This is a genomic window from Streptacidiphilus pinicola, assembly GCF_003258295.1.
Taxonomy (GTDB): Bacteria; Actinomycetota; Actinomycetes; order Streptomycetales; family Streptomycetaceae; genus Streptacidiphilus; species Streptacidiphilus pinicola.
Genome location: NZ_QKYN01000112.1, coordinates 26,081 through 49,830, shown reverse-complemented (window position 1 = coordinate 49,830; position 23,750 = coordinate 26,081). Strand labels below are relative to the sequence as shown.

General features: G+C 74.1%; 21 protein-coding genes and 1 pseudogene. 10 read left to right on the top strand and 12 right to left on the bottom strand.

The genetic code is table 11. The features are described from left to right. Nucleotides 1-101: 101 nt before the first annotated feature. Complete coding sequence (locus tag DN069_RS27195) at nucleotides 102-2,789, bottom strand: HAD-IC family P-type ATPase (protein ID WP_243639782.1); 2,688 nt, start codon at nucleotides 2,787-2,789, stop codon at nucleotides 102-104. 142 nt (nucleotides 2,790-2,931) lie between these two features. Then, nucleotides 2,932-3,600 carry a ComEA family DNA-binding protein gene (locus DN069_RS27190; protein WP_133260049.1) on the bottom strand — a complete coding sequence of 223 codons (669 nt, stop codon included), beginning with the start codon at nucleotides 3,598-3,600 and terminating at the stop codon, nucleotides 2,932-2,934. Nucleotides 3,601-3,670: 70 nt separating this feature from the next. Here DN069_RS27190 and DN069_RS27185 point away from each other — a divergent pair, with 70 nt between their 5' ends. Next, nucleotides 3,671-3,898 (top strand): hypothetical protein, encoded by a 228-nt coding sequence (locus DN069_RS27185; protein WP_111505276.1) that lies wholly within the window; start codon nucleotides 3,671-3,673, stop codon nucleotides 3,896-3,898. A 4-nt stretch (nucleotides 3,899-3,902) separates the two neighbouring features. Next, the gene (gene polX / locus DN069_RS27180; RefSeq protein ID WP_111505274.1) at nucleotides 3,903-5,642 is read left to right on the top strand and encodes a DNA polymerase/3'-5' exonuclease PolX; all 1,740 of its coding nucleotides are present in this window, start codon (nucleotides 3,903-3,905) and stop codon (nucleotides 5,640-5,642) included. Nucleotides 5,643-5,654: 12 nt separating this feature from the next. Here polX and DN069_RS27175 read toward each other — a convergent pair whose 3' ends face one another. Beyond that, nucleotides 5,655-7,217, bottom strand: a complete 1,563-nt coding sequence (locus DN069_RS27175; RefSeq protein ID WP_111505272.1) for a pectate lyase family protein — start codon at nucleotides 7,215-7,217, stop codon at nucleotides 5,655-5,657. Nucleotides 7,218-7,392: 175 nt separating this feature from the next. Here DN069_RS27175 and DN069_RS27170 point away from each other — a divergent pair, with 175 nt between their 5' ends. The 3 genes from DN069_RS27170 to DN069_RS27160 all read left to right on the top strand — a co-directional run bounded on the left by DN069_RS27170 (nucleotide 7,393) and on the right by DN069_RS27160 (nucleotide 11,138). Next, complete coding sequence (locus DN069_RS27170; protein WP_165845652.1) at nucleotides 7,393-9,357, top strand: SpoIIE family protein phosphatase; 1,965 nt, start codon at nucleotides 7,393-7,395, stop codon at nucleotides 9,355-9,357. Between the two features lie 134 nt (nucleotides 9,358-9,491). After that, nucleotides 9,492-9,863, top strand: coding sequence for a YciI family protein (locus DN069_RS27165; protein WP_243639781.1), 372 nt, complete (start codon nucleotides 9,492-9,494; stop codon nucleotides 9,861-9,863). A 9-nt stretch (nucleotides 9,864-9,872) separates the two neighbouring features. Further along, a complete protein-coding gene (locus DN069_RS27160) occupies nucleotides 9,873-11,138 on the top strand; it encodes an RNA polymerase sigma factor (RefSeq protein WP_111505268.1) in 1,266 nt (421 codons plus the stop codon). A 46-nt stretch (nucleotides 11,139-11,184) separates the two neighbouring features. On the opposite strand, the gene DN069_RS27155 is transcribed toward DN069_RS27160, so the two are convergent. Then, nucleotides 11,185-11,769 carry a TetR/AcrR family transcriptional regulator gene (locus DN069_RS27155; protein WP_111505306.1) on the bottom strand — a complete coding sequence of 195 codons (585 nt, stop codon included), beginning with the start codon at nucleotides 11,767-11,769 and terminating at the stop codon, nucleotides 11,185-11,187. 83 nt (nucleotides 11,770-11,852) lie between these two features. Between DN069_RS27155 and DN069_RS27150 the strand changes: the two are divergent. Next, nucleotides 11,853-13,093 (top strand): annotated as a pseudogene (locus DN069_RS27150) (FAD-dependent monooxygenase). Here DN069_RS27150 and DN069_RS27145 read toward each other — a convergent pair. After that, nucleotides 13,071-13,235, bottom strand: a complete 165-nt coding sequence (locus DN069_RS27145; protein ID WP_424556330.1) for a hypothetical protein — start codon at nucleotides 13,233-13,235, stop codon at nucleotides 13,071-13,073. The pseudogene DN069_RS27150 and the gene DN069_RS27145 overlap by 23 nt on opposite strands. A 326-nt stretch (nucleotides 13,236-13,561) precedes the next feature. Between DN069_RS27145 and DN069_RS27140 the strand changes: the two genes are divergently transcribed. Both DN069_RS27140 and DN069_RS27135 read left to right on the top strand, forming a co-directional pair. Next, a complete protein-coding gene (locus DN069_RS27140) occupies nucleotides 13,562-14,290 on the top strand; it encodes a hypothetical protein (RefSeq protein WP_111505266.1) in 729 nt (242 codons plus the stop codon). A 153-nt stretch (nucleotides 14,291-14,443) separates the two neighbouring features. Continuing rightward, complete coding sequence (locus DN069_RS27135) at nucleotides 14,444-15,232, top strand: SAM-dependent methyltransferase (protein ID WP_243639779.1); 789 nt, start codon at nucleotides 14,444-14,446, stop codon at nucleotides 15,230-15,232. 109 nt (nucleotides 15,233-15,341) lie between these two features. On the opposite strand, the gene DN069_RS27130 is transcribed toward DN069_RS27135, so the two are convergent. The 6 genes from DN069_RS27130 to DN069_RS27105 form a co-directional block, all read right to left on the bottom strand. Continuing rightward, complete coding sequence (locus DN069_RS27130; RefSeq protein WP_111505262.1) at nucleotides 15,342-16,256, bottom strand: RNA polymerase subunit sigma-70; 915 nt, start codon at nucleotides 16,254-16,256, stop codon at nucleotides 15,342-15,344. A gap of 11 nt (nucleotides 16,257-16,267) precedes the next feature. Then, nucleotides 16,268-16,822 carry a dihydrofolate reductase family protein gene (locus DN069_RS27125; protein ID WP_111505260.1) on the bottom strand — a complete coding sequence of 185 codons (555 nt, stop codon included), beginning with the start codon at nucleotides 16,820-16,822 and terminating at the stop codon, nucleotides 16,268-16,270. Nucleotides 16,823-16,913: 91 nt separating this feature from the next. Further along, nucleotides 16,914-17,576 carry an LppU/SCO3897 family protein gene (locus tag DN069_RS39520; protein WP_133260048.1) on the bottom strand — a complete coding sequence of 221 codons (663 nt, stop codon included), beginning with the start codon at nucleotides 17,574-17,576 and terminating at the stop codon, nucleotides 16,914-16,916. Nucleotides 17,577-17,627: 51 nt separating this feature from the next. Continuing rightward, nucleotides 17,628-18,272 (bottom strand): hypothetical protein, encoded by a 645-nt coding sequence (locus DN069_RS27115; RefSeq protein WP_111505256.1) that lies wholly within the window; start codon nucleotides 18,270-18,272, stop codon nucleotides 17,628-17,630. Between the two features lie 67 nt (nucleotides 18,273-18,339). Further along, complete coding sequence (locus DN069_RS27110; RefSeq protein ID WP_111505254.1) at nucleotides 18,340-18,735, bottom strand: hypothetical protein; 396 nt, start codon at nucleotides 18,733-18,735, stop codon at nucleotides 18,340-18,342. Nucleotides 18,736-18,797: 62 nt separating this feature from the next. Continuing rightward, nucleotides 18,798-19,025 (bottom strand): hypothetical protein, encoded by a 228-nt coding sequence (locus DN069_RS27105; protein WP_111505252.1) that lies wholly within the window; start codon nucleotides 19,023-19,025, stop codon nucleotides 18,798-18,800. 205 nt (nucleotides 19,026-19,230) lie between these two features. Between DN069_RS27105 and DN069_RS27100 the strand changes: the two genes are divergently transcribed. Together DN069_RS27100 and DN069_RS27095 are read left to right on the top strand one after the other, a co-directional pair. Then, nucleotides 19,231-19,923 (top strand): MerR family transcriptional regulator, encoded by a 693-nt coding sequence (locus DN069_RS27100; RefSeq protein WP_111505250.1) that lies wholly within the window; start codon nucleotides 19,231-19,233, stop codon nucleotides 19,921-19,923. A 37-nt stretch (nucleotides 19,924-19,960) separates the two neighbouring features. Continuing rightward, nucleotides 19,961-22,474 (top strand): helix-turn-helix domain-containing protein, encoded by a 2,514-nt coding sequence (locus tag DN069_RS27095; RefSeq protein ID WP_111505248.1) that lies wholly within the window; start codon nucleotides 19,961-19,963, stop codon nucleotides 22,472-22,474. A 48-nt stretch (nucleotides 22,475-22,522) separates the two neighbouring features. Here the strand turns inward: DN069_RS27095 and xylA are convergent, their stop codons facing one another. Continuing rightward, nucleotides 22,523-23,695, bottom strand: coding sequence for a xylose isomerase (gene xylA / locus DN069_RS27090; protein WP_111505246.1), 1,173 nt, complete (start codon nucleotides 23,693-23,695; stop codon nucleotides 22,523-22,525). Nucleotides 23,696-23,750: the final 55 nt, after the last annotated feature.

Sequence of the window (23,750 nt, the reverse complement as noted above, 5' to 3'; positions counted from 1 at the left end):
TCTGCCGGTGCGGCTGTCCCGCAGCCCTCGGCGGGGAGGCACCCGCACAGGAAGGTGCCCTCAGAGTGGGCACGAGCAACCCCCTGGGGCGCCCTCGCCCGTCAGGTGGCGGCGTCGACCGGGCGAAGGAGCCGCTCGCCCTTGGAGGGGAGTGCCACGAAGCGCCGGGCCGCCAGCAGCGCCGCCGCGTAACCGGCCAGGATCAGGCCCAGGAAGGCGTAGAACTCGCCCGGCAGCAGGCGCAGCCCCAGCGCCGCGCCGAGCGGGGTCGCGGGCAGCAGGACGCCGATGACGACGAGGGCGAGGTTCGCGACGCGGACCGGCCAGGACGCCGGGGACCAGCCGTCCGAGCGGCGCGCGCCGGTGCGCAGGAGGTGGACCGTGACGGCCTGGGTGATCAGGTTCTCGGTGAACCAGCCGGAGTGGAACAGCACCTCCGAGTGCGCGACGTGCAGGCCCGCCGTGACGGAGCGCAGCAGCGCGAAGGTGGCGAGGTCGGCGCAGGCGTTCACGACGCCGAAGAGGAGCGCGTAGCGCGCCAGATCGGAGCGGGTGAGGCGGCGCGGGGCCGCCGTCGCGCCGCCGTCGCGCAGGGGGCGGTCGAAGGCGAGCGAGAGCTGGGCGAGGTCGAAGCAGAGGTTCTGGGTGAGCACCTGGGCCGGGAGCATCGGCAGGAAGGGCACGACCGCGCCCGCGGCCAGCATCGCCAGCACGTTCCCGAGGTTGGAGGCGAGCGTGATCCGCAGGTAGTTGCCCACGTTGGCGACGGCGGTGCGCGCGGCGCGGAGCGCGCCGGCGAGGTGGGGCAGGGCGTCCGCGCCGAGGACGAGGTCGGCGCTGCGGCGCGGGCCGGGGTCGAGCGCTGCGGGCGAGCTGACGCCGACGTCGGCGGCCCGGAGCGCGGGCATGTCGTTGAGGCCGTCGCCGAGGAAGCCGACGGTGTGACCGGCCGCCTGGAGCGCGCGGACCAGCCGGGCCTTCTGCGCGGGGGCGAAGAGTGCGAAGACGGTCGTCCGTTCGGCGACGCGGCGCAGTTTGGCGTCGTCGAGGGCGTCGGCCTCGGGGCCGAGCAGCGGGGTGCCGGGGACGAGGCCGGCCGCCCGGCAGACGTGCGCGGCGGCTCCGGCCCGGTCGCCGGTGACGATCTTCACGGTGAGGCCGGCGGCGGCGAGGTCGGCCAGGGCGGCGGCCGCGTCCGGCTCCGTCGCGTCGGCGAGGCAGACCAGGCCGAGCAGGGTGAGCCCGTACGGGTCCTCGGCGCGACGTCGGGCGGTGCGAACGCCCGGGCCTGCGGCGGGGGCCTCCGTCTCGGCCGTGGCCACGGCCAGCACGCGCAGGCCGTCGGCGGCGCGGGCGTCGGCGAGGGCGACGACCGCGGCGCGGCGGGCCTCGGTCAGCGGCCGCTCCCCGCCGTCGACCCGTTCGCTCGCGCAGCGGGCCAGTACGTCCTCGACCGCGCCCGTGACGGAGAGGGTCGCGGAACCCAGCCCGACCGGTCCACGCACCAGGGCGACGGCGATCCGGCGGCTCGGCTCGAACGGGACGGCCAGGAGGCCGGTCAGGCGGTCCGCGAAGCCAGGGTCCGCCTCCCAGGCGGCGTCGAGCAGGGCCTCGTCCACGGAGTCGACCAGCGGCGGGTCGCCGAGGTCGGCGCAGACCAGGCTGGTGACGGCGGCCCAGTGGGCGGGCCCGGGATCGGGGTTGCCCTCGGGGTCGAGACCGGCGTCGAGGGTGAGCCGGTCACGGGTGAGCGTGCCGGTCTTGTCGGTGCAGAGCACGTCGAGCGTGCCGAGGTCGTGCACGGCGGTGAGCCGGCGGGCGTAGACGCCGCCGCGCCGGAACCGGTCGGACTGGCGGGCCAGCGCGGCGGTCACCACGAGCAGCAGCATCTCGGGGGTCAGTCCGACCGCGACGGCCGCCGCGTAGGGGACGACCTCCCAACTGTGGCCCTCGGCGAGCGCCCCGACCAGCAGACCGGCCGCTCCGGACAGCAGCGTCAGCCGCAGCAGCAGCCCGGACACGGCCCGCGCGGTGCGGTCGAACGCGGTCCGACGCGGGGTGTGCCGGGTCGCCTCCGGCCTCTCGGGCACGGGCGTTCCGAGGGTTCCGGGGTCGGGGGCAGGCCGTCCGCCGAGGTAGCTGTCCGCGCCGGTGGCGACGACCACCCCGCTGCCGGTGCCCCGTACGACGGTGCTGCCGCGCAGGCAGAGACGCTCGTTGTCGGGTGAGCGCAGACCGGACGCGGCGGCGGTCGAGGCCCCGGCCGCGCGCTTGGCCGCGGGGAGGCTGACGCCGGTCAGCGCCGACTGGTCGAGCGTCAACCCGCTGGAGCGCACGAGCAGCAGGTCCGCGGGCACCCGGTCGCCCGGCCCGAGCCGGACCAGGTCGCCCGGCACGAACTGGTCGAAGGGAAGCTCCCTGGCACGCGGCCGGTCCGCGGCGCCGTCGGCGCCCGAGCGGCGGCGCAGCACGGTCGCGGTCCCCTCGGCGAGCGTGCGCAGCGCGGCGGCGTCCTGCTCCGCCCGCACCTCGCCGACCAGGCGCAGCGCGCAGCCCGCGACGACCAGCACGGACAGCACCGCGGCGCTGCCGTAGGCGCCGGACAGGCAGGTGACGGCCACGAGCAGGCAGAGCGTCGCGGCGTACGGGTCGCGTGCCTGCGCGGCGACACGGCGCGACCACGAGGGCGCGGCGGGGGCGGGCAGGGTGTTCTCGCCGCACTCGACCAGCCGCAGCTCGGCCTGCCACTCGTCCAGTCCGCCCAGGCCGGTCTCGAGCGCGCGCAGCACCTGCAGATCGCTCGTCCCGGCCGGCTGGGTCAGTGGTGCCTCCTCGTCACGCTCCTGTCGCGCCCAGGTTATCCGGCGTTGACGCAAAGATGACCACGGACGGCTGTGAAGGAGTGTGAAGGTGGCGACACCGGAGAACGCCTCAGGGCAGGAACACCAGCCGGTCGGACAGCTCCTCGGCGACGCCGCGCGGCAGGTCCGCCCAGACCTCCAGCTCGGCCACGCTGCCGAAGCCGCCGCGCTCGCCGCGTGCCGCGACGATCCGGTCGGCGTACTCGGGCGTCATGCCCGGCAGGCCGGCCAGCACCGGCGCCGGCACGTGGTTGACGTCGGCGAGACCACCGTCGTCGTACTGGTGCGCCAGGTCGGGCCGGCCGATGCCCAGCTCGCGGGCCAGGGCCGGATCGCGCTCGGCGAGTTCGCGGGCGCGCACCCGGCGGGCCCGCCGGTCGAGCGCGGCGGTGAGGGCCGGGTCCTGGACGGACGGTCCGATCAGCCGGGGGCGCACCGCGAAGGTGGTCGCCAGTCCCCCGCCCACCAGCAGCACGGCGATCAACGCCCCTGCGGTGTTGTTCCGTGCGGTGTCGGGCGGCGCCTGGGCCAGCCACAGCGCCACCACGGTGACCGCGGCATCCACGGCGGCCAGCGCGGCCACCGCCCGGGAGCGCAGCCGCCACCCGGCCCAGCCGACCACGGCCGCCGTCCCCATCCCGACGGTGAACAACGGCAGCAACGCCCAGAACACGCTGCCGGCGGAACTCATCCGCCCGCCCAGGCGCATGTGATGACCTGTTTCACCCGATTCAGACACGTTCATACCGTAGATCGGGCCGCCCGCACCGGCACCCGCACCGCCTCCCTCCAGCGCTAACGTGACAGGTATGAGCGAGAACGAGGACCAACTCCTCGGACGGGAGGAGCCGGAGGAGGGCGGCGAGCCGGCCTGCTGGCTGCACCGGCTGTGCCCGGAGTGCGACGCGGTGCAGGACGAGGCCCGTCCGACCCGCTGCTGGCGCTGCGGCGCGACCCTGGGCGGCACGGCTTCCGGCGGTACGGCTTCGGGCGGTACGGCTTCGGGCGGCGACGCCGGGGCCGCCGACCTACGCTGAGCCCATGGCCCGGCTCAACGACCAGGTCCAGGCGCTGCTCGAGGAGTACGCGGACCTACTGACGATCATCGGCGGGGACGCGTTCCGGGCCCGCGCCTACGAGAAGTCCGCGCGGGCGATCGGCGGCTGGCCGACCGACCTGGCTGCGATGGACCCGAAGGACATCCTGGAGATCCCCGGCGTCGGCAAGTCGACCGTGGGCAAGATCGACGAGGTCCGGCGCACCGGCACGCTGGAGGCTGTCGAGAAGCTGCGCGCGAAGATCCCGCCCGGCGTCCGCGCGATGATGAAGGTGCCCGGCCTGGGCCCGAAGCGGGCACTGACGCTCCACCAGGACCTGGGCGTCTCCAGCGTGGACGAGCTGCGCGCCGCCGCGGAGGCGGGCCGGCTGCACGACCTGCCGGGCTTCGGCGGCCGCACGGAGGAGAACATCCTGCACGGCCTGGCGGTGCTGCACGCCGCCGCCGGGCGCGCCGACCTGGGCACCGCCACCTCCCTGGCGGAGGAGGTGACGGCCACGCTGCGCGACGTCCCCGGCTGCCTGCGCTGCGAGTGGGCCGGCTCGCTGCGCCGCCTGAGGGAGTCGGTGGGCGACCTGGACGTCCTGGCCGCGGCGCACGACTCGGCGCCGCTGACGGAGGCCTTCGTCGCGCTGCCCGCGGTGGCCGAGGTGATCGTCAGCGGCCCGACCAAGACGTCGGTGCGGACCGCCGCCGGCCTGCAGATCGACCTGCGGGTCGTCGCCCCCGAGGCGTGGGGGGCGGCGATGGTCTACTTCACCGGGTCCAAGGCGCACAACATCAAGCTGCGCACCCGGGCCGTCCGAGCGGGGCTGAAGCTCTCCGAGTACGGCCTGTTCGACAACGAGACCGGCGCGACGGTCGCCTCCGCGACGGAGGAGGACGTCTACGCCGCGCTCGGCCTGGCCTGGATCCCGCCGACGCTGCGCGAGGACCTCGGCGAGGTCGAGGCCGCGGCGGCGGGCGAGCTGCCCGTGCTCGTCACCGAGCGCGGCCTGCGCGGCGACCTGCACACCCACACCGACCTCACCGACGGCGTGGCCTCCCTGGAGGACATGCTCGCCGCGGCGAAGGCCCGCGGCTACGCGTACTACGCGGTGACCGACCACGCGCCCGACCTCGTCATGCAGCGCATGACGGACGAGAAGATGCTGGCCCAGCGCGCCCGGCTGCGGGAACTCGCGGGCGGCTACGGGCGGATGCGACTGCTCCACGGCACAGAGCTGAACATCGGCCCCAACGGCTCGGTGGACTGGCCCGCGGAGTTCCTGGCCGGTTTCGACGTCTGCGTCGCCTCGGTCCACTCCCACTTCGGCGCGGACCGCGCCACGCAGACCCGCCGCCTGATCCGCGCCTGCGAGAACCCGCACGTCCACGTCATCGGCCACCCGAGCGCCCGCCGGGTCGGCCGGCGCGCCCCGATCGACGTCGACTGGCCCGCGGTCTTCGCGGCCGCCGCGCGGACCGGCACCGCCCTGGAGATCAACGGCGCGCCGGGCCGGATGGACCTCAACGACGAGCACGTCCGGGCGGCCCGCTCGGCGGGCGTGCGGTTCTCGATCGACTCCGACGCGCACTCCACGGTCCAACTGGCCAACCCGCGCTTCGGCGTCGGCACGGCCCAACGCGCCTGGCTGGGCCCGGACGACGTGATCAACACCTGGCCCTGGCAGAAGCTCAAGCGCTTCCTCACCAAGCCGGACCTGCCCGCGGGCCAGGCGTGACCAGCAGGGCCGTCAGCCGACCGGGCGCAGCCCGCGCTCACGCAACTGTTCGTCGTAGAGGCTGGCCGGCGGCACGGGACTGCCGTTGCTGACCACTTCGCCGTTCGAACCGGAGAGCAGCGGGCCGGTGCAGCCGAAGGCCCAGTTGTGCGCCGTGGCCGGCTGCTGCACCTCGTAGCCACCGGTGGTGACGCAGTTCCACGCGGTGCTGTTGGCGTCCGACCAGCCGTGGCCGGTGCCGCGGGTGCCGTTGTTGACCAGCAGCAGCGTGCCGGCGACGGTGACCTGGTCGTAGAGCGTGCCGCTGCCCCAGCGCTGGTGGCCGCCGGAGTCGTACGCGGTCTGCGTCAGCTTGGCGGTGCAGCGCGAGTAGACGTTCGGGCCGGACTGGCGCGCCTCGGTGGTGAAGGCGTGGATCTTCGACGCCGTCACCAGGCAGTCCTGGACGAGGTTCTGCTGCCCCTCCAGCGTGTAGCCGTCGGAGCGGGCCGAGGTGGCGTTGTTGACCAGCATGTCCAGCGTCGCGGTGTGCAGCACGCTGATCCGGCGGCTCTGCGAGCCGAGGCCCGTCACGCCGTTCTGCCCGAAGTGATAGCCCGTCACGTCGCGTACCCAGGAGTCCTGGACGGCGCCGAACGAGGAGAGGCTGGAGCCGTAGAAGTCCTTGGCGTAGTTCGGGTCGGCGGCCATCGCCCGACCGTCCGCGCTCAGGGACTCCAGGCCCACGTGGTCGATCCGCGGGAAGGTGTAGCGGTAGACCGTGGCCTGCGTGTACCGGTGCTCCAGCGCGGTGGTCAGCGGCACGTCCAGGGTCAGCCGGTGACCGCTGATCGCGGTGACCTTGCGCTCGGAGTACAGGCTCCAGTTCGGCTTCCACAGGCTCTGCATGCCGATGGCGTCGAGCCACGCTTGCGTGGTGGGCCGCTGCACGACGACCTCGGAGCCGACCTTCAGCCCTGCGGTGCTCGCGACGTCGAGCGAGGTCGCGCCGACGGGCACGTAGGAGTCGGTCACGTCGGTCGGGGTGCCGACGGCGGTGTAGCGGGAGCTGCCGCCGACGGTGATCAGGGTGCGGGCGGTCGCGCCGTGGGCGACCAGGCCGGTCCCGCCGGTCCCGCTGCCGGAGCCGCGCAGCACCACGCCGGAGGCGTCGATGGTCAGCGTCCCGTCGATCCGGTACTGGCCCGGAGCGAGCAGCACCGCGCCGCGCAGCCCGTCGGCGCCCACCGGCAGCTTGGCGACCGCGTTGATCGCGGCCTGGATCCGAGCGGTGTCGTCCTTGCCGCTGGGCGAGCCGACCTGCTGCCTGACCGCGGCGACGGGCAGGGCGACGCCGCCGCCCTCGTAGCCCGCGGCGGAGTAGTCGGGGACGCGGTTGCCCTGCGCGTCGTGCCCGTAGACCAGCTTGCCGCCGGTGTAGGAGATCCAGTTCGTCCCGGCCCTGGCCGCGGCGACGGGCCCGGTCACGGAGGCGCCGGCGCCGGCGGCCGCGTAGATCCCGGCGCCGGCCACGACGGCCGCCACCGAGGCGATGAGGATGCTGCGCCGCTGACGGCGCTTATGGCTGATGCTCACGGCAGGACATCATGACAACATCCCGACAAGAACGTAAAGCTTCCTTACCGGATTCTGTCCCACTGCGATTCCGCTCACAGGTACCCCGTCCCGGGGCGCGTGTCGCCCGGGCACTCGGGCAAGATGGACGTCGGACCGGGGGGAGCGGATGCGTCGCCCGCGGCTCGGGGCGATCATGGAATCAGTTCTGCCGACCGGGGGACGAGGGGAGAACGTGGGCGCGGAGGCCCCGAAGCGGGACGCCGCCGCGGCAGCCGACGACGCGGCGGACGCAGTCATGGCCGATGCGCGGGGTCCGGCCGAGCCCGCCGCCGTGGCGACGGGGCTGCCGTCGCAGGTGCTCGCCGCCCTCCCGGTGGGCGTCGCCCTGCTCGACGCGGAGCTGCGCTGGCGCTACGCCAACGACGCCTTCCTGCGCCTCACCGGCCTGCCCCCGGAGGCCTCCGCCGGGGCGCCGCTCACCGCGACGGCGCTCAGCCGCGCGGGTGCGTCCGGCTTCGGCGAGACGGCCGCCACCGCCCACGCCGCCGCGCTGGTCCTGGCCGACGGCGAAACCCGCGAACTCGTCGCCGGCCCCACCCACGAACCCATCCGCATGCGCCTCCAGCGCGTCGCCCCCGACCCGGGAACGGGCGCCCAGACCCCCCTCGTCCTCGTCGTCGCCCTCCTCGACGCCACGCAGGAGGCTCCGGCCACGCCGAGTGTGGGACCCGCGGGTGCCACCGCCGCGCAGGCCGTTCCGGCGACGGCGCCTGACGGCCCGGAAGCTGTCACCCCCGCCGGCGCTTCGGTCGCTGTCTCGGGGCGCGGCGGGGAGGCCATGGCGCCCGCCTCCGCGCCGCCGGAGGGGGAGCTGCGGGCGCGGCGGAGGCTGGCGACGTTGACGGCGGCGGGTGAGCGGATCGGGACCACGCTCGACACCGACACGACCTGCGCCGAGCTGGCCGGGTTCACCGTGCCGGGGCTGGCCGACCTGGCGACCGTCGACATCCTGCCGCCCGGGGTGCCGGACCACCGGCTGGGCATGCCGCTGGGCACGGTGCGGCTGCTGCGCGCGGCCGTCGCGGGGCGGCCGGAACTGCATCAGCAGCTCGCCACGCTGGCGCACCCGGGCGAGTCGGTGCGCCATCGCGAGGGGTCGCTGGTCACCAGGAGCCTGGTCGCCGCCAAGCCGGTGGTGCTGGACCTGGCCGCGATCGACGAGGGCGCGGAGGGGGCCGCGGCCATCTCCGACCCGGCCACCCTGGAGGTCTATCGCGCCGCGGGGATCGCCTCCGTGGTGGCCGTGCCGCTGGCGGCGCGCGGCCACCTGGTCGGCGCGCTGATCCTCGCGCGCGGCGCGGAATTCTCGGACGACGACCTGGCGCTGATCGAGGACCTGGCCGCGCGCGCGGCGCTCAGCATCGACAACGCCCGCCGCTACACCCGTTCCCAGGGCATCGCCCTGGAGCTGCAACGCGCGCTGCTCGCCGAGCCCGCCAACCCGCACCCGAACATGGAGATCGCCTGCCGCTACCTCCCCTCGGGCAGCAGCTCCGTGGTGGGCGGCGACTGGTACGAGAGCGTGCGGCTCCCTTTCGGGAGGACCCTGCTGGTGATCGGCGACGTCATGGGACACGGCGTCGAGGCCGCCGTCGACATGAGCACCTACCGGTCGATGCTGCGCTACGTCGCGGTGATGGACCTGCCGCCGCACCGGATCCTGCGTCAGCTGGACGCGATGATCTCCGAGAACGACGCCGCCCGCCCCGCCACCTGCCTGCTCGCACTCGTGGATCCGCCGCGCAACCGCGTCACCTTCGCCAGCGCCGGGCATCTGCCGCCCGCCCTGGTGACCCCGAACGGCGTGACCGAGCTGGTGCCGGTACCGAGCGGTCCCCCGCTGGGCACCGGCGTCGGCGGCTACCAGCAGCTGGTGCGCGAGCTGGGGTCGGGCGACGTGCTGCTCCTCTACACCGACGGGCTGGTCGAGCGGCGCCACGAGGACATCGACGTCTCCCTGGAGCGCCTGGCCGCGCTCCCCCTGCCCGCCGCGGGCGACCTGGACGACCTGCTCGACGCCGCGCTGCACAGCTCCACGCCGAGCGAGGCCGAGGACGACATCGCCGTCCTGGCGGCGCGGGTGCGTCTGCGGCCCTGAAAGACACTCCCGGAAAAATCTTCGAAGTTCTCCCCGCCGGAGTGTCGATCCGGCGGGGGGCCGTTCGTAGTGGTGGTATCAGCCCGGCAGAACGCCGGATCCGCAACGCACCGCACCGCAACGAGGAGTTCGCCATGAGCGCCACGAAGATGTACCTGCTCTCCGTCCACATGGTCGAGGGTCAGGAGCCGCCGTCCGCGGAGACCATGCAGACCATGTACCAGGACGTGGACGTGTTCAACAAGAAGCTCCAGGCCGACGGCGCCTGGGTCTTCGCCGGCGGTCTGCTCCCGGCGGACGTCGCCACCGTCGTGCGCACCCAGCCGGACGGCAAGGTGCTCACCACCGACGGCCCGTTCGCCGAGACCAAGGAGCACCTGGGCGGCTTCTGGGTGGTCAAGGCCGCCGACCTCGACGCCGCGCTCGCGCTGGCCGCGGCGGGCAGCAAGGCCTGCCAGGGTCCCGTCGAGGTGCGTCCGTTCCAGGACGACACGGCGGAGCTGTAGGCCGACCGGGTGTCCGACGACCGCGCCCACGACGAGCAGCCGGCCGGCCGCCGCGAGACCGAACGGGTCTTCCGCGAGGAGTACGGCCGCTGCGTGGCAGCCCTGATCCGCTTCCTCGGCGACATCGACCTCGCCGAGGAGGCGGTGCAGGACGCCTTCACCGTCGCGCTCGAGCAGTGGCCGCAGCGCGGCCTGCCGCCCAACCCCGGTGCGTGGATCACCACGACGGCGCGCAACCGTGCCGTCGACCGGCTGCGCCGTGAGGCGTCCCGGCAGGACCGCCACCGCCAGGCGCAGCAGCTGATCGACGCGACGACGGCCACCCCGGAGGAACGCGCCGCAGAGGAGGGGCCCGTGTCCGACGACCGACTGCGGCTGCTCTTCACCTGCTGCCACCCCGCGCTCGCGCCCGCCGCCCAGGTCGCGTTGACGCTGCGACTGCTGGGCGGGCTGCAGACCGCGGAGATCGCCCGCGCGTTCCTGGTGCCCGAGGCGACCATGGCCCAGCGCCTGGTCCGCGCCAAGCGCAAGATCAAGGAGGCGGGCATCCCCTACCGCGTCCCGCGTGAGGCGGAGCTGCCCGACCGGCTGAAGGGCGTGCTCGACACCATCTACCTGGTATTCAACGAGGGTTGGAACGCCTCGGCCGGTGAGGCGCTGGTCCGCGAGGAGCTGTGCGCGGAGGCGCTGCGCCTGGCCCGGGTGCTGGTCGAGCTGATGCCCGACGAGCCGGAGGCCGTCGGCCTGCTGGCCCTGCTGCTGCTCACGCACGCGCGCCGGGCGGCGCGCACCCGCGCGGACGGCACGCTGGTCCTGCTCCCCGAGCAGGACCGTGGGCGGTGGGACCACGCCGAGATCGCCGAAGGCCAGACGCTCGTCCGCGCCTGCCTGCGCCGCGGCGCCCCGGGCCCGTACCAGGTGCAGGCGGCGGTCAACGCCGTGCACAGCGACGAGACGCTGGACCAACGGCGGCGCTGGGAGCAGATCCTGGCCCTCTACGACCTTCAACTGCGGCTGGCCCCCACTCCGGTGGTCGCGCTGAACCGCGCGGTCGCCCTGGCCGAGGTCTCCGGCCCGGACGCGGGCCTGGCGGCGATCGACGCGCTGCGCGAACCCCTGGCGGCCTACCAGCCAATGCACGCCGCCCGTGCCGATCTGCTGCGCCGTCTCGCCCGCATCCCGGAGGCGGCGGACGCCTACCGCGAGGCACTGGAGTTGACCACGAACGAGACCGAACGGGCCTTCCTGGAAAGCCGGTTGGCCGAGCTCGGCTGACCGGCGAACCTGGCGCTGAGCCGCGGCCGGTCGGCGGCGCGGCGCCTCAGGGTGCCAGCAGGGTGCGCAGCATCAGCTCCACCTGCTCCGTCAACTCCCGTGCGCCCGGCGGCTGCGCCTGCCCCGAGCCTGCCGTCGCGTTGAAGAGGATCCCGTCGCACCAGGCGACGAGGTACCTCGCGCGCCCCTCGGCGTCCGGGCAGCCGGACGCCGCGAGCAGCGAGGCCGCGAGGTCGCGGAAGCCCCCGCCCAGCACGTCGTAGCGGGCCCGGACCTCTCCGTCCCGGCCTGCCTCCAGGGCGAGTTCGAACCGCGCCAGGGTCAGCGGCCGGCCCGGGCCCAGCGCCGTGCCGAGGCCCTCCACCAGCAGCCCCGCGAGCAGGCCGCGGGCCGCGTCGGGGGTGAGCGAGCCGACCGGCAGGGACGGCGTCAGCGGCGCGGCCTCCAGTTGCGCGAGATGCTCCAGGGCCAGCGTGAGCAGGGCCGCGCGGGTGCGGGCCAGGTTGGAGGTGGAGCCGGGCGGGAGACCGGCCGCCTCGTCCACCGCCCGGTGGGTCAGGCCGCGGAGCCCCCGCTCGGCGAGCAGGGTGACGGCGGTGTCGGCGATCAGGCGGGCGCGCGGCGAGGTCATGGTCCGCATCATGCCTCCTCTCCACTCCTCACTACGATCGTAGTACGTTGGACTACATCCATAGTGAAGCAAGGAGGCCGCGCATGAACGGGACGCACCGGCCGCAGGCCCACGTCATCGGCGCCGGGATCGGCGGCCTCGCGGCAGCCCTCGCCCTGCTGGCCGTCGGATGGGACGTCCAGGTGCACGAGCGGGCCGAGTCGCTGGAGCCCGTCGGCTCCGGGCTCGGGATCGCGCCGAACGCGCTGCGCGCGCTGGACGTCCTCGGGCTCGGCGACGAGGTACGGCGGGTCGCCGCCGTCCAGGGCGAGGGCGGACTGCGCCGCCCCCGAGCGGCCGCTGGCTCGCCCGGACCAGCGGCGAGGGAATCGCCCACGCCTTCGGCGATCCGCTGGCGGTCATGCACCGCGCCGACCTCGTCCGCCTGCTGGCCGGCCAACTGCCCACCGGCGCCCTGCACACGGGCAGCGAGGCGCGCGTGCTCGACCCGGGGGTCCCCGACGACCCCACCCGTCCGGCGGTCCTCGCCCTGGCCGACGGCACGCGTCACACCGCCGAGCTGGTCGTCGCCGCCGACGGGATCCACTCCCCCGCCCGCGGTCTGCTCTTCCCCGGACACCCGGCCCCGCGCTACAGCGGCTTCACGACCTGGCGCACCGTCATCCCGACGCGCGACGCCCGCCCCGGGCCGCTCGGCGAGGTCTGGGGTCCCGGTGCGCTGACCGGTGTCCTGCCACTCCCCGGCGGTCGCACCTACCTCTACGCCGCGGCGCTCGCCCCGGCCGGGACGCGAGCCGCGGACGGCGACGAACGGGCCGAGCTGTTGCGCCGCTTCGGCGGCTGGTGCGCGCCGCTGCCCGGACTGCTCGCCGCCGCACAACCGGAACTGGTGCTGCGCAACGACGTGTTCGAGATGGTCACGCCGCTGCCCGCCTTCCACCACGGACGGGTGGCCCTGCTCGGTGACGCCGCGCACGCCATGACGCCGTTCCAGGGCCAGGGGGCCTGCCAGGCCCTGGAGGATGCGGTGACGCTCGCTCACACCGCCTGGACCGCAACCGGATTGGGTTCCGCGCTGGATGCCTACTCCACCGCGCGGCTGCCGCGCACGACCGGCGTCGTGCGCCGGTCGGCACGCGTGGCGCGCGCGGTCGCGGTGCGCTCACGCGTCGCCGTGACCCTGCGGGACACGGCGCTGGCGTTGGCCGGGCGCCTGCCGGAGTCCGCGGTGGTCCGCGGCGCGGCGCCCATGTTCGACTGGCAGCCGCCCCACCTCCTCTCGGCCACCCGGAACGGCGGCGTCAGCGACGCGGCGAGGGGGTGACCCGCAGGGTCGCCAGCGCGGTCGTCCAGTTGGTCGCGATCGCAGACTGCGCGGCGGACAGGCTCACCTGCCCCGAGCAGACGGCGTCGTGGAGCGCCGACTCCACGTCGTCCTTGGGGTTCGCCGGGCCGGAGCCCGGCACATGGCCGGGCGAGGGCGGCTGGACCCAGAGATTGCGTGGACGTCGCCCGGGTGACACTGCTCCCGCCGCACGCAGCCAGGGCCGCGACGACCACTGCCACCAGCGCACCGGCCACCGCGCCGCGCGATCGTCCCGCCACCACGACCTCGTCTCCCCTTCCACGTCCGCTCCGACGAGCCTCCCACCCCAGCAGCGCAGGTCAGCGCGGCTCGACCGGGTTCACTCGGACGTGTGTCCCCAAATGTCTGGTACATGCCGAGTTGATCTGGAATGGTGGAATGCGTCCACAGCCAGTCGGGCCACCACCCCCGGAGGTACAGCGCACCATGGCGCGCGACGCAGGAAAGTACGGCAAGCTCGGGCCTCAGTTCCCGGTCGGTCTCAAGCAGTTCACCGCCTATGCGACAGAGCAACTGCCGGCGCCGCCGACATCCGTCGACTGGGCCACCAAGGTCAGCAACTGGCCGATGGACGGCAACGACCAGTACGGCGACTGCACCATGGCCGCGGCCGCACACCTGATCCAGTCCTGGAACGCGCAGACCGGCCAGGGCGACCAGGTGCCGACCGAACAGCAGGTGGTGGCCCAGTACTTCCAGCTCTCCGGCGGCAAGGACTCCGGCCTGGTCGAGTCGCAGGTGCTGGCCGCCTGGCAGGCCTCGGGGCTGTGGGGCAACAGGATCCTCGCCTACGCCCCCGTCAACGTCCACGCGCAGAAGGCGATCAAGCAGACCATCGCGCTCTTCGGCGGCGTCTACGCGGGCATCCAGGTGCCGGCCAACGCGCCGACCCAGTTCCAGGACGGCCTGCCCTGGACGCTCGAGGGCGACTGGCAGACCCAGCCGATCGAGGGCGGCCACGCCATCCCGCTGCTCGGCTACGACGCCGACTGGCTCTACGTGGTCACCTGGGGCGCGGTGCAGCAGGTGGCCTGGGACTGGTGGCAGACCTACGGGGACGAGGCCTGGGCCGTGCTCGCCCAGGAGTACCGCGAGGCCGGGCGGGTCAACGGCATCGACATCGCCACGCTGACGGCGGACCTGAAGCAGATCTGACCCGCCCCGGGCCTCGCGCCCGCGAGGCCTTCGAGTCGTCCCGGCCGGGGGTGGGGGCCGCCGGGCCCCATCCCCGGCCGGGGACGTTCCACCGCTGACGCCGGCTCTATGATCGCCACGGATCACCCGAGCCCGGCACCCAGTGGAGCACCCGTGGAAACCCCGCCGCCGAACATCGCCCGCGTCTACGACTACCTGCTGGGCGGCAAGGACAACTTCGAGTCCGACCGGGCCCTCGGCGACCGGATAGCCCAGGCGCTGCCGCAGGTGCACCTCGGCGTGCAGCAGCAACGCGCGGTGCTGCGACGGGTGGTGGACTTCCTGGTCCGCGAGGCCGGGCTGCGGCAGCTGATCGACATCGGCTCCGGCCTGCCGACGGCCGAGAACGTGCACCAGGTCGCGCAGCGGAGCGCCCCGGAGACCCACGTCGTCTACGTCGACAACGACCCGGCCGTGCTCGCCCACGCCCGCGCGCTGCTGGCGGACAACAAGCAAACCGTCGTCACCGACGGCGACCTGCGCCACCCCGCCGAGCTCCTCGCCGATCCCGTGCTGCGCGCCCACATCGACTTCGAGCGCCCCGTCGGCCTGCTGCTCTGCGGCATCCTCCACTACGTCCTCGACGACGAGGACCCGTACCGCGTCGTCCGCGCCCTCGTCGACGAACTCCCGTCCGGCAGTTACGTGTTCGTCCACCACCTGATCACCGCGGGCCCCGAGGTCGACGCCGACACGGCGCAGGCGGAGGCGATGCTGCGCCAAGGCGTCGGGCGCGGACAGTTCCGCACCAGCGCCGAGGTCGCCGCCTTCCTGGACGGCCTCGAGCTCGTCCCGCCGGGCGTCGTCACCGTCGCCGAGTGGCGTCCCGACGACGAGACCCCCTCCCACGACGCCCACCCGGTCCTCCGCCTCGCCGCGGTCGGCGTCGCCCGCAAGCCCTGAGCCTCGGGACGCTTGTCCGCGTCCTGGTCGATCCGGGCCCGGTGGGGGCCGTTGGAGGGGTCGCCCCCGTCTGACCGGGCACGACGCCACGGCTCACCCACCGCACCGCTCACAGCGCGGCGGGAAAGCCGAAGCGCCGGACCAGCTCCGGGCCGACGAAGGCGTGGACGCCCGCGATGCCCGTCGGCGTGACGGTCAGCGCCAGGATTCCGTAGGCCTGGCCCCGGAAGTACCCCACGGCCGCCGGCCGGCCGTTGGCGGCGGTCGGCAGCAGCCGCCAGTCCCCCGGCGCCCCGAGGACCTGCTCCACCAGGTAGCGCACGCAGGTGGCACGGCCGGAGAACCAGGTGCGCCAGGGGGTGGCCTCCACCCGGGCGTCGGCGCGCAGCAGCCGCTCCAGGGCGGCGCCGTCCGCGTCCTCGACCGCCGCGATGTAGCTCGCCAGCACACCCTCCAGCTCACCCGGCTCGACCGACTCCTCGACGTCCGGCGGCTCCTCGGCCAGCTGGGCCCGCGCGCGCTGCAGCGTGCTCTTGACCGCCGCCGTGCTGACGCCCATGACCTGGGCGACGTCCGCCGCCGGCCAGGCCAGCACGTCCCGCAGCAGGAACACCGCGCGCTGACGGCCGGGCAGCCGCTGGAGCGCGGCGATCATGGCGATCCGCAGGCTCTCCCGTTCGGTGACGATGACGGCCGGGTCGAGCATGGCGTCGGGCACAGGCTGGATCCACCGCGCCTCCGCGGCCACGGGCGGCGCCGACGGATCGTCGGCGGGAGCGCCGAGCCCGGACGGCAGCACGCGTCGGCTCCGGTGCGCGAGTGCGGTCAGGCAGGCGTTGGTGGCGATCCGGTAGAGCCAGGCGCGCACCGAGGAGCGGCCCTCGAAGGCCCCGTACCCGCGCCAGGCCCGCAGGTAGACCTCCTGGACCACGTCCTCGGCGTCGTCCACCGACCCGAGCATGCGGTAGCAGTGCGCGAGCAGCTCGCGCCGGTACGGCTCGGTGTCGGTGGCGAAGTCACCCATCCCGGCCGACGCTACCGCGCGTAGGTGAGCGAGACGACCCCGGTCGCGCTCGGCGTGGCGGAGACGAGCCGGAGTCCGAAGGGCTGCGCGCCGTCGAAGAGCCGCTTGCCCTCGCCGAGGACCACCGGGTGGACGCCCAGGGTCAGCTGGTCGACCAGGTCCTCCCGGAGCAGGGTCCGCAGCAGCCTGAAGCTGGCGTACATGATGATGTCCCCGCCCTCGCCCCGCTTGAGCTCGGCGACGGTACGGGCCGCCTCCCCGGTGAGAGCGGTCGCGTTCCAGGACAGCGGGCCCCGCAGCGTCCGCGAGACGACGAGCTTGGGAATGGCGTTCATCGCCTCCGCGTACGGGCCGGTATTGGCCGACCAGGCCTTCTCCACGATCTCGAAGGTCTCCCGCCCGAGCAGGAAGGTCTCGCTCTCCAGCAGCTGCCGGGTGGAGTGCTCCCGCGCGGCCTCGTCGAAGTACGGCAGCGCCCAGCCGCCCGCGTCGAGCTCGCCGAAGCCTCCCGGGTCCTGGACCACGCCGTCCAGCGTCACGAACGCGCCCGCCTTGATCCTGCGCATGATGGCCTCCTCGGTGCGGCCGGAGTTTCCGGCCCGCAGAGTTGAGACTCGGGCGGGGCCGGAAAGGAATCGGTCACGCCGAGCGAGGCGCTCAGCGGGCGTAGGAGCCGAGGCCGACGAGGCAGTAGACGTAGGAGTTGATGGTCGCGCCGTTCCAGGTCACCTGAGAGGAGAAGGAGTACTGCGTGTCCGACACGTCGTCGCAGCGGCTCAGGTCGGTCGTCTCGTAGAAGACCTGGATCACCTTGTAGTGCGCGTCGTCGGCCGAGCAGTCGACCTGGTTGACGTCGTTGACGGTCTGCGCCGTCGTCGAGTCCGGCAGCGTGCCGTTGAGGCAGGTGCCCGAGTCGTAGGGGCTGGGCGAGGGCGGCGTGGTGTCCGCCGGGGGCGAGTACGGGTCCACCGGCGCGGTGTCGGGGTCGGTGGGGGTGGGGTTCGGGTCCACCGGTGCGGTGTCGGGGTCGGTGGGCGTCGGGTTCGGGTCCACCGGCGCCGTGTACGTGTCCGACGGCATCGCGTACGGGTCCGAGCCCGACGAGCTCTGACAGCCCGTCACCGCGGCGAGGACGAGGGCCGCCGCCCCCAGCGCGCCGAGCGGGACCAGCCTCGCGCGGGCGGGCCGCCGAGCCCGCGCGGATCCGCCCGACGACGGCGGAGATGTCCGGTCCGACGTCTGCTCCGGCCGCCGCGGCGCCGCTCGGCGCGCCGCCCGGGGCCTGGTCCGGGGCGGCATCGGCTCGCGTTCGGTCGTCATCTGAGGTTTCTCCTGCCATCCGTGGTGGGGGTGTCGTGCGGTGCCGCCGGGTCAACCGACGAGCAGGGTTTCGATGCGCGCCGCGAGGTCGAGGAGGGCCGGCGCGCGGACCTCCCACTGCGGCGTCGTGGCGCGGTGGAGCGTGCGGGCGAGCAGGACCGCCCCGCCCGGGTAGGGCTCGACCACGAGGAGCCGATCGACCTCCCAGGTGTGGCGCGTGTCGGGCCCGGCCCGGGTGACGGACACCGCTGCCGCCTGACGGGCGAGTTCGGGGTCGGCGTTCAGACGCGCGGCGGCCTTCGGATCGCCGCCGAAGCGCTGCGGACCCATCGGCCCGCCGCCGGTCAACGCGACCTGGGTGGCGACCTTGGCCCGCAGCGGCACCGCGTAGAGCAGGGCGCCCAGCCCGATGCTGCGGCCGCGCAGGGTGCGACCGCTCAGCAGGGCGGCCCGCAGCTCGAACGGGCGCGGACGGGTGGCGTCGACGTAGAGGTAGGCATGGGTGGGCGCGGGCATCCCGCTGTATCGCTCGCGCGGCGGCAGCAGGCTGCCCGCCGGGGAGGCGGTGGTGTCCGCCGGCAGCACGCCGACGTCGGGGGCGCGGTCCAGCCCGAGTTCACGGGCCAGCGCGCGCCCCAGGTCGGGTGCGGCGCCGTGCGCGGTGGCGGAGCGTCCGGACCACAGGGCACTGGGCATGCTCGTTCTTCCTTCGAACGGTCGGGAGTCGGGGACGGTCGAGGGCACTCCGACGCGGAGGCCCTGCTCAGACGAGCGAGTCGGCTTCCATCCGGGCGCGGGTCGCCTCACTCTCGTGGCCGGCCACCGTGAGCAGCCCGGCCAGGGACGCGAGCGCGGCGCGGCGCTCGGCGAGGAAGCGTCCGGGGCGCTGGTCGGTGAGCAGGCGCCAGCGTTCGGCGGCGGCGCGCGCGTGTCCGAGTGCCTCGGCGGTGTGGCCCTGGGCCGCGAGCTCGTCGCGGCGCAGGTCGTGGTTCCGGGCCTCGCGCAGCAGCGCCTGGGTCGGGTCCTCGGCCGGCGCCGGCGCCGCCCCCTCGGCGCGGGCGACCTTGCGCTTGCGGGTGGCGACGCTGATCGCGCTGACGACGGTCAACAGCAGCGCCACAAGGACGGCGGAGACGAGCTTGTGCATGAGTTCGTCCATGGCGGACTCCCCGTTTCGGCTTGGGTTCTGACGACGGTTCGGGTTCGGTGGTGCGGTCTCGGTCAGTGGTGGCAGGAGGCCGCGACGAGGAGCAGCAGCACGACGATGGCCACGGCTGTCAGGCAGCCTCCACTGCCGCCCGGGTTCTTCCGGTTGACCTCCACCTGGCCGCCCGGCTCGATCCCCGGGTGGCGCGAGGCGTAGTGCTCGATCTGTCTCTGCTCGCCCTCGGACTGGGTGAGCCACGGGGTCTTGAAGCCGCACTCCCCGCACCAGTAGCGGTAGGCCACGCCTCCTCCTCATCTCGTCGCTGACGGGTGTTCACACCCCGATGTTTGCGGCGGGAAGGACAAAGGCACAGGTCAGCAGCAGGTCATTGATGACCGGTCACGAGATCCCCCGATCGGATAGCGTCACTACCCCTGTACGCGATGGTTGGATAGTGTCACTCCCCGAGAGGGTGGTGCAAGGGCCTCCACCAGAAAGGCGCGTGCGATGCGGTTGGCGGAGTTGAGCAAGCGCAGCGGGGTCTCCACCGCGACGATCAAGTTCTACCTGCGCGAAGGACTGCTGCCGCCGGGCCGGCAGATCAACGCGAGCACCGCGGAGTACGACGAGGAGCACCTGCGCCGCCTGCGTCTGGTGCGGGCGATGATCCAGGTCGGCCGGATCCCGGTGGCCACGGTCCGCGAGGTGCTGGGGCACATCGACGACCACTCCCTGGGCCGCTCGCTCCGGCTCGGCGCGGCGCTGTGGGCGCTGCCCCAGGTGCGCGAGCCGGACGAGGAGGACGAGCACATCCGCGGCGTCCGCCAGGAGGTCGACGCCCTCCTGGAACGGCTCGGCTGGACCAACGCCCTCGCGCTGCGCACCATCTCGCCGTCGTACCGCTCGCTGGTCCTGGCCCTGGCCGCGTTCCGCCGGCTCGGCTACGCCGACAGCGCCGACATCGTCATCCCCTACGCCGAACTCATGCAGCGGATGGCCGACCTCGACCTCGACCTCATGGAGGCCCACCCGACCGAGGAGGAACGCGTCGAGTTCGCGGTCCTGGGCGCCGTTCTCATGGAACCCGCCCTCACCGCCCTGCACCGCATCGCGCAGGAGGAACAGACGGCACGGCGCTACGGCCTGGCCCACGAGCCGGACGGCCGGTTGTTGACGGACAGTCAACGGCTAGAATCGTGAACCAGGACCGTAACCGAGGAAGAGAGAGGGCGCCGCGGTGACGGAACGGCTCGGCCCGCTGTTGCGCGGCCTGCGGAACCAGGCCGGACTGACACAGGAGGAGTTGGCACACGAGTCGGGGGTGAGCGTCAGCACCATCCGCCGCCTGGAGACAGGCCGCCTGAAGGACCATCGCCTCGGTACCGTCAACCTCCTTGCGGACGCCCTGAACGCGAGTCCCGAGGAACGCAGGCGCCTGGCCGCGACGCTCACCGGCGTGCGTCAGCGCGACGACGAACCGGAGCTCGGAGCTCCCGTCGCGCCGGCCGAACCCGTCGCGCCCACCGAACCCGCCACTACGGCAGAGCAACCACCGGAACCCATCGGGCCCGCCGTGGCGCCCGCGCGCACCCCCGTCCCCGCGCCCGCGCCGCTGCGCGGCGAGCTGGCCGACGCCGCCGAGGAGTTGGCGCGCGAGGTGCGACGGCGGCTGCAACGCGAGGAGGAACAGCGGCGCGTGCACGACCCGTTCGCGCTGCCGGTGCGCTGGCAGGCCGCGCCTCCGGGCCTGGCCGACCACCGCGCGAACGTGGAGCGGCTCACCTCCGGCGGGGTGCCCGCCGAGGGGGACGGGCCTCCGGCCGCGCCGCTCGAGGGCGATCTGCGCGGCGTGGCGGAGTCCTACCGGGCCATCCGATCCGGCCGGTTGGTGATCCTGGGCCGCGCCGGCTCGGGCAAGTCGATCCTCACGATCCGGCTCGCGCTGGACCTGCTGGAGCCACCGGGCTTCCCCGACCGGGTGCCCGTGGTGTTCAGCCTCGGTTCCTGGGACCCGACCACGACGACGCTGCGGGACTGGATGGTCGACCTGCTGCTGCGCGACCATCCACATCTGGCCCGGCGCGTCCCCAGCGGGGCGAGCATGGCCGCGGCGCTGGTGCAGGGAGACGTGATCCTGCCCGTGCTCGACGGCTTCGACGAGATCGCCGAGGGACTGCGCGCCGCCGCCCTGGAGGAGCTCAACACCGCGCTGCTGCCCCTGGTACTCACCAGCAGACGCGCCGAGTTCGCCGAGGCCGCGCAGGCGGCGGGCTCCCCGCTGGTCCTGGCGGCCGCGATCGAGCTCACCGACCTGACGGTCGATCATGTCGTGGACTACCTGCCCCGCACCGCCCGTCCCGCCGCCCTGGACGCGCTCGCGGGCGCCGCCGACCGGGACGGAGCGTCCCCACCGCTCTGGCACGAGGTGCTGGAGGCGCTGCGCGCCCGTCGGACGCGGGCCGCCACCACCTTGGCCGCCGTGCTCAGCACACCGCTGATGGTCACCCTGGCCCGGACGATGTACAGCGACGGACGCCACCGCGATCCCACCGAACTCCTCGACGAGCAGCGGTTCCCCACCGCGCACGCGCTGGAGGAGCACCTGCTCGCGGGCTTCGTCCCGGCGCTCTACCGGCGCCGTACGGCGGAGCGGCCGACGGGTGGGCGGGCGCGCCGCCGCGAGTGGGACGCGGAGCGGGCCCAGCGCTGGCTCGGCTACCTGGCCCACCACATGGTCGGCGGCGAGCGGGAGCAGCAGGACCTCGCCTGGTGGCGGATCGGCGACTCGCTCCCGCGCGCCCTGCGGGTGCTGGCCGTGGTCCTGGTCTCGACCGTCTCCATGATCTTGGCCGACTGGCTGGTCGGCCTGCTCACCTCCTCGGCCGCGCTCTGGTTCGTCATGCTCGACGGACTGCTGATGGGGCCGGTGGTCGGGGTGTCCTTCGGACTCCTCTACGCGGTCCTGGTCGTCCGCTCCGACCAGCCCTTCGAGCCGGCCCGGATGCAACTGCGGCTCTCCCGGCGCAACCTGGCGGCCCACCGGGGGCCGGTGCGGCTGACCCCGCGCCGCCTGAGCGCGGTGCTGCTCGGCGGCTTCGCGATGGGCGCGGGCACCGCCGCCGCGATCACCGTGGAACGCGGCCTGTACCTGAACGTGCCGCTGGACAACTGGGCGGTCGTCCGGGCCACCCTGGTCAACATGCTGGCCTTCGGCCTGATCTTCGGCATCGCCGCGGGGCTGACCCTGGCGCTGATGGCCACCCTGGAGGCGCCGCTGGACACCTCGGCCGCCGCGACCCCGATCGGCCTGCTCGCCGCCAATCGTGCGACGGTGAGCCGGCAGCTCCTCGTCCTCGGTCCGGTGTTGGCCCTGGCGATCACCTTCGGCGGGTTCGCGGTCTGCGACGTGCTCCAGTACGCCTTCGGCCCGATGACCTGGGGGCTGACCGTGGGCCTGATCGTCGGCACGATCGGCGGGTTGGGCGGCGCGTGCTCCTGCGCGATCGCGTTCACCGCGTGGGGGCAGTGGCTGGTCCTCACCCGGCTCTGGCTCCCGCTGACCGGCCGACTGCCCTGGAACACCATCGCGTTCCTGGACGACGCCTACCGGCGCGGGGTGCTGCGCCAGACGGGGGCGGTCTACCAGTTCCGCCACCTGCGGCTGCAGCACCACCTCGGCCACTCCTTCCGCGAACAGCACCGCCGCCGCTACGCCCCCGCCCGCTTCGCCGCCCCCGGCACCGAGGGCTGAGGGCGGACGGGCGCCCGTCCGACGCCTCAGGTCAACCCGGGCCCTGGCTCAGCGGGCGCCGAGCAGGTGCTCCAACGCCAGTTGGTCCAGCGCCTCGAAGGCCATGCCGCGTGCGGCCGCCGCGTCCGCGTCGAACTCCTCGAAGGCGCGGCGGTCGGCCAGGAGCGCGGCGAGGCCGTCCTCGGCCGTGGGGCGGGCGAGTTCGGGCAGGCGGGCCGCCGCGAGCGCCGCGACGACCTCCGGGTCGGCCCGGAAGGCACGCGAACGCTCGGCCAGCAGCAGGTAGTTGCGCATGCACGCGGCCGCCGAGGCCCACACCCCGCCGAAGTCCTCGGTGCGCGGCGGCTTGAAGTCGAAGTGGCGCGGGCCGTCGTAGCCCGCCGACTCCAACAGGTCGACCAGCCAGAAGGCCTGACGCAGATCGCCCGCGCCGAAGCGCAGGTCCTGGTCGTACTTGATGCCGGACTGGCCGTTGAGGTCGATGTGGAACAGCTTGCCGTGCCACAGCGCCTGGGCGATGCCGTGCGGGAAGTTGAGCCCGGCCATCTGCTCGTGGCCCACCTCCGGGTTGACCCCGAAGCGCTCGGGGCGCTGCAACTCGTTGATGAAGGCCAGCGCGTGGCCGACCGTCGGCAGCAGGATGTCGCCGCGCGGCTCGTTCGGCTTGGGCTCGATGGCGAAGCGCAGGTCGTACCCCTGCTGCTCGACGTACTCGGCCAGCAGGTCGAAGGCCTCCTTGAGCCGGTCCAGCGCGGTCCGCACGTCCTTGGCGGCGCCCGACTCCGCGCCCTCGCGGCCGCCCCAGGCGACATAGACGGAGGCGCCGAGCTCGGCCGCCAGGTCGATGTTGCGGATCGTCTTGCGCAGCGCGTAGCGGCGCACGTCGCGGTCGTTGGCGGTGAACGCGCCGTCCTTGAAAACCGGGTGGGTGAACAGGTTGGTGGTCGCCATCGGCACCCGCAGGCCGCTCGCGTCGAGCGCCGCGCGGAAGCGCTTGACGGCCGCCTCGCGCTCGGCGTCGGAGGCGCCGAACGGGATCAGGTCGTCGTCGTGGAAGGTGACGCCGTAGGCGCCGAGCTCGGCCAGGCGCCGCACGCTCTCGACCGGGTCGAGGGCCGGGCGGGTCGCGTCGCCGAACGGGTCGCGGCCCTGCCAGCCGACGGTCCACAGGCCGAAGGTGAACTTGTGCGCGGGAGTGGGGACCAGGGAGTCGTTGCTCATGGATGGCTCCAGCCTCTATTCGTCATGGCAATAAACAAATTAGTATGCAAGGGCC

Bases quoted from the DNA above. Each gene is read 5' to 3' on its own strand.
- DN069_RS27125 (WP_111505260.1), bottom strand. From the start codon at position 16,822: ATGCGCAGGATCAAGGCGGGCGCGTTCGTGACGCTGGACGGCGTGGTC.
- DN069_RS39520 (WP_133260048.1), bottom strand. From the start codon at position 17,576: ATGACGACCGAACGCGAGCCGATGCCGCCCCGGACCAGGCCCCGGGCG.
- DN069_RS27100 (WP_111505250.1), top strand. From the start codon at position 19,231: ATGCGGTTGGCGGAGTTGAGCAAGCGCAGCGGGGTCTCCACCGCGACG.
- DN069_RS27130 (WP_111505262.1), bottom strand. From the start codon at position 16,256: ATGGGTGACTTCGCCACCGACACCGAGCCGTACCGGCGCGAGCTGCTC.
- DN069_RS27140 (WP_111505266.1), top strand. From the start codon at position 13,562: ATGGCGCGCGACGCAGGAAAGTACGGCAAGCTCGGGCCTCAGTTCCCG.
- DN069_RS27155 (WP_111505306.1), bottom strand. From the start codon at position 11,769: ATGACCTCGCCGCGCGCCCGCCTGATCGCCGACACCGCCGTCACCCTG.
- DN069_RS27170 (WP_165845652.1), top strand. From the start codon at position 7,393: ATGGAATCAGTTCTGCCGACCGGGGGACGAGGGGAGAACGTGGGCGCG.
- polX (WP_111505274.1), top strand. From the start codon at position 3,903: ATGGCCCGGCTCAACGACCAGGTCCAGGCGCTGCTCGAGGAGTACGCG.
- DN069_RS27115 (WP_111505256.1), bottom strand. From the start codon at position 18,272: ATGCCCAGTGCCCTGTGGTCCGGACGCTCCGCCACCGCGCACGGCGCC.
- DN069_RS27110 (WP_111505254.1), bottom strand. From the start codon at position 18,735: ATGGACGAACTCATGCACAAGCTCGTCTCCGCCGTCCTTGTGGCGCTG.
- xylA (WP_111505246.1), bottom strand. From the start codon at position 23,695: ATGAGCAACGACTCCCTGGTCCCCACTCCCGCGCACAAGTTCACCTTC.
- DN069_RS27185 (WP_111505276.1), top strand. From the start codon at position 3,671: ATGAGCGAGAACGAGGACCAACTCCTCGGACGGGAGGAGCCGGAGGAG.
- DN069_RS27165 (WP_243639781.1), top strand. From the start codon at position 9,492: ATGAGCGCCACGAAGATGTACCTGCTCTCCGTCCACATGGTCGAGGGT.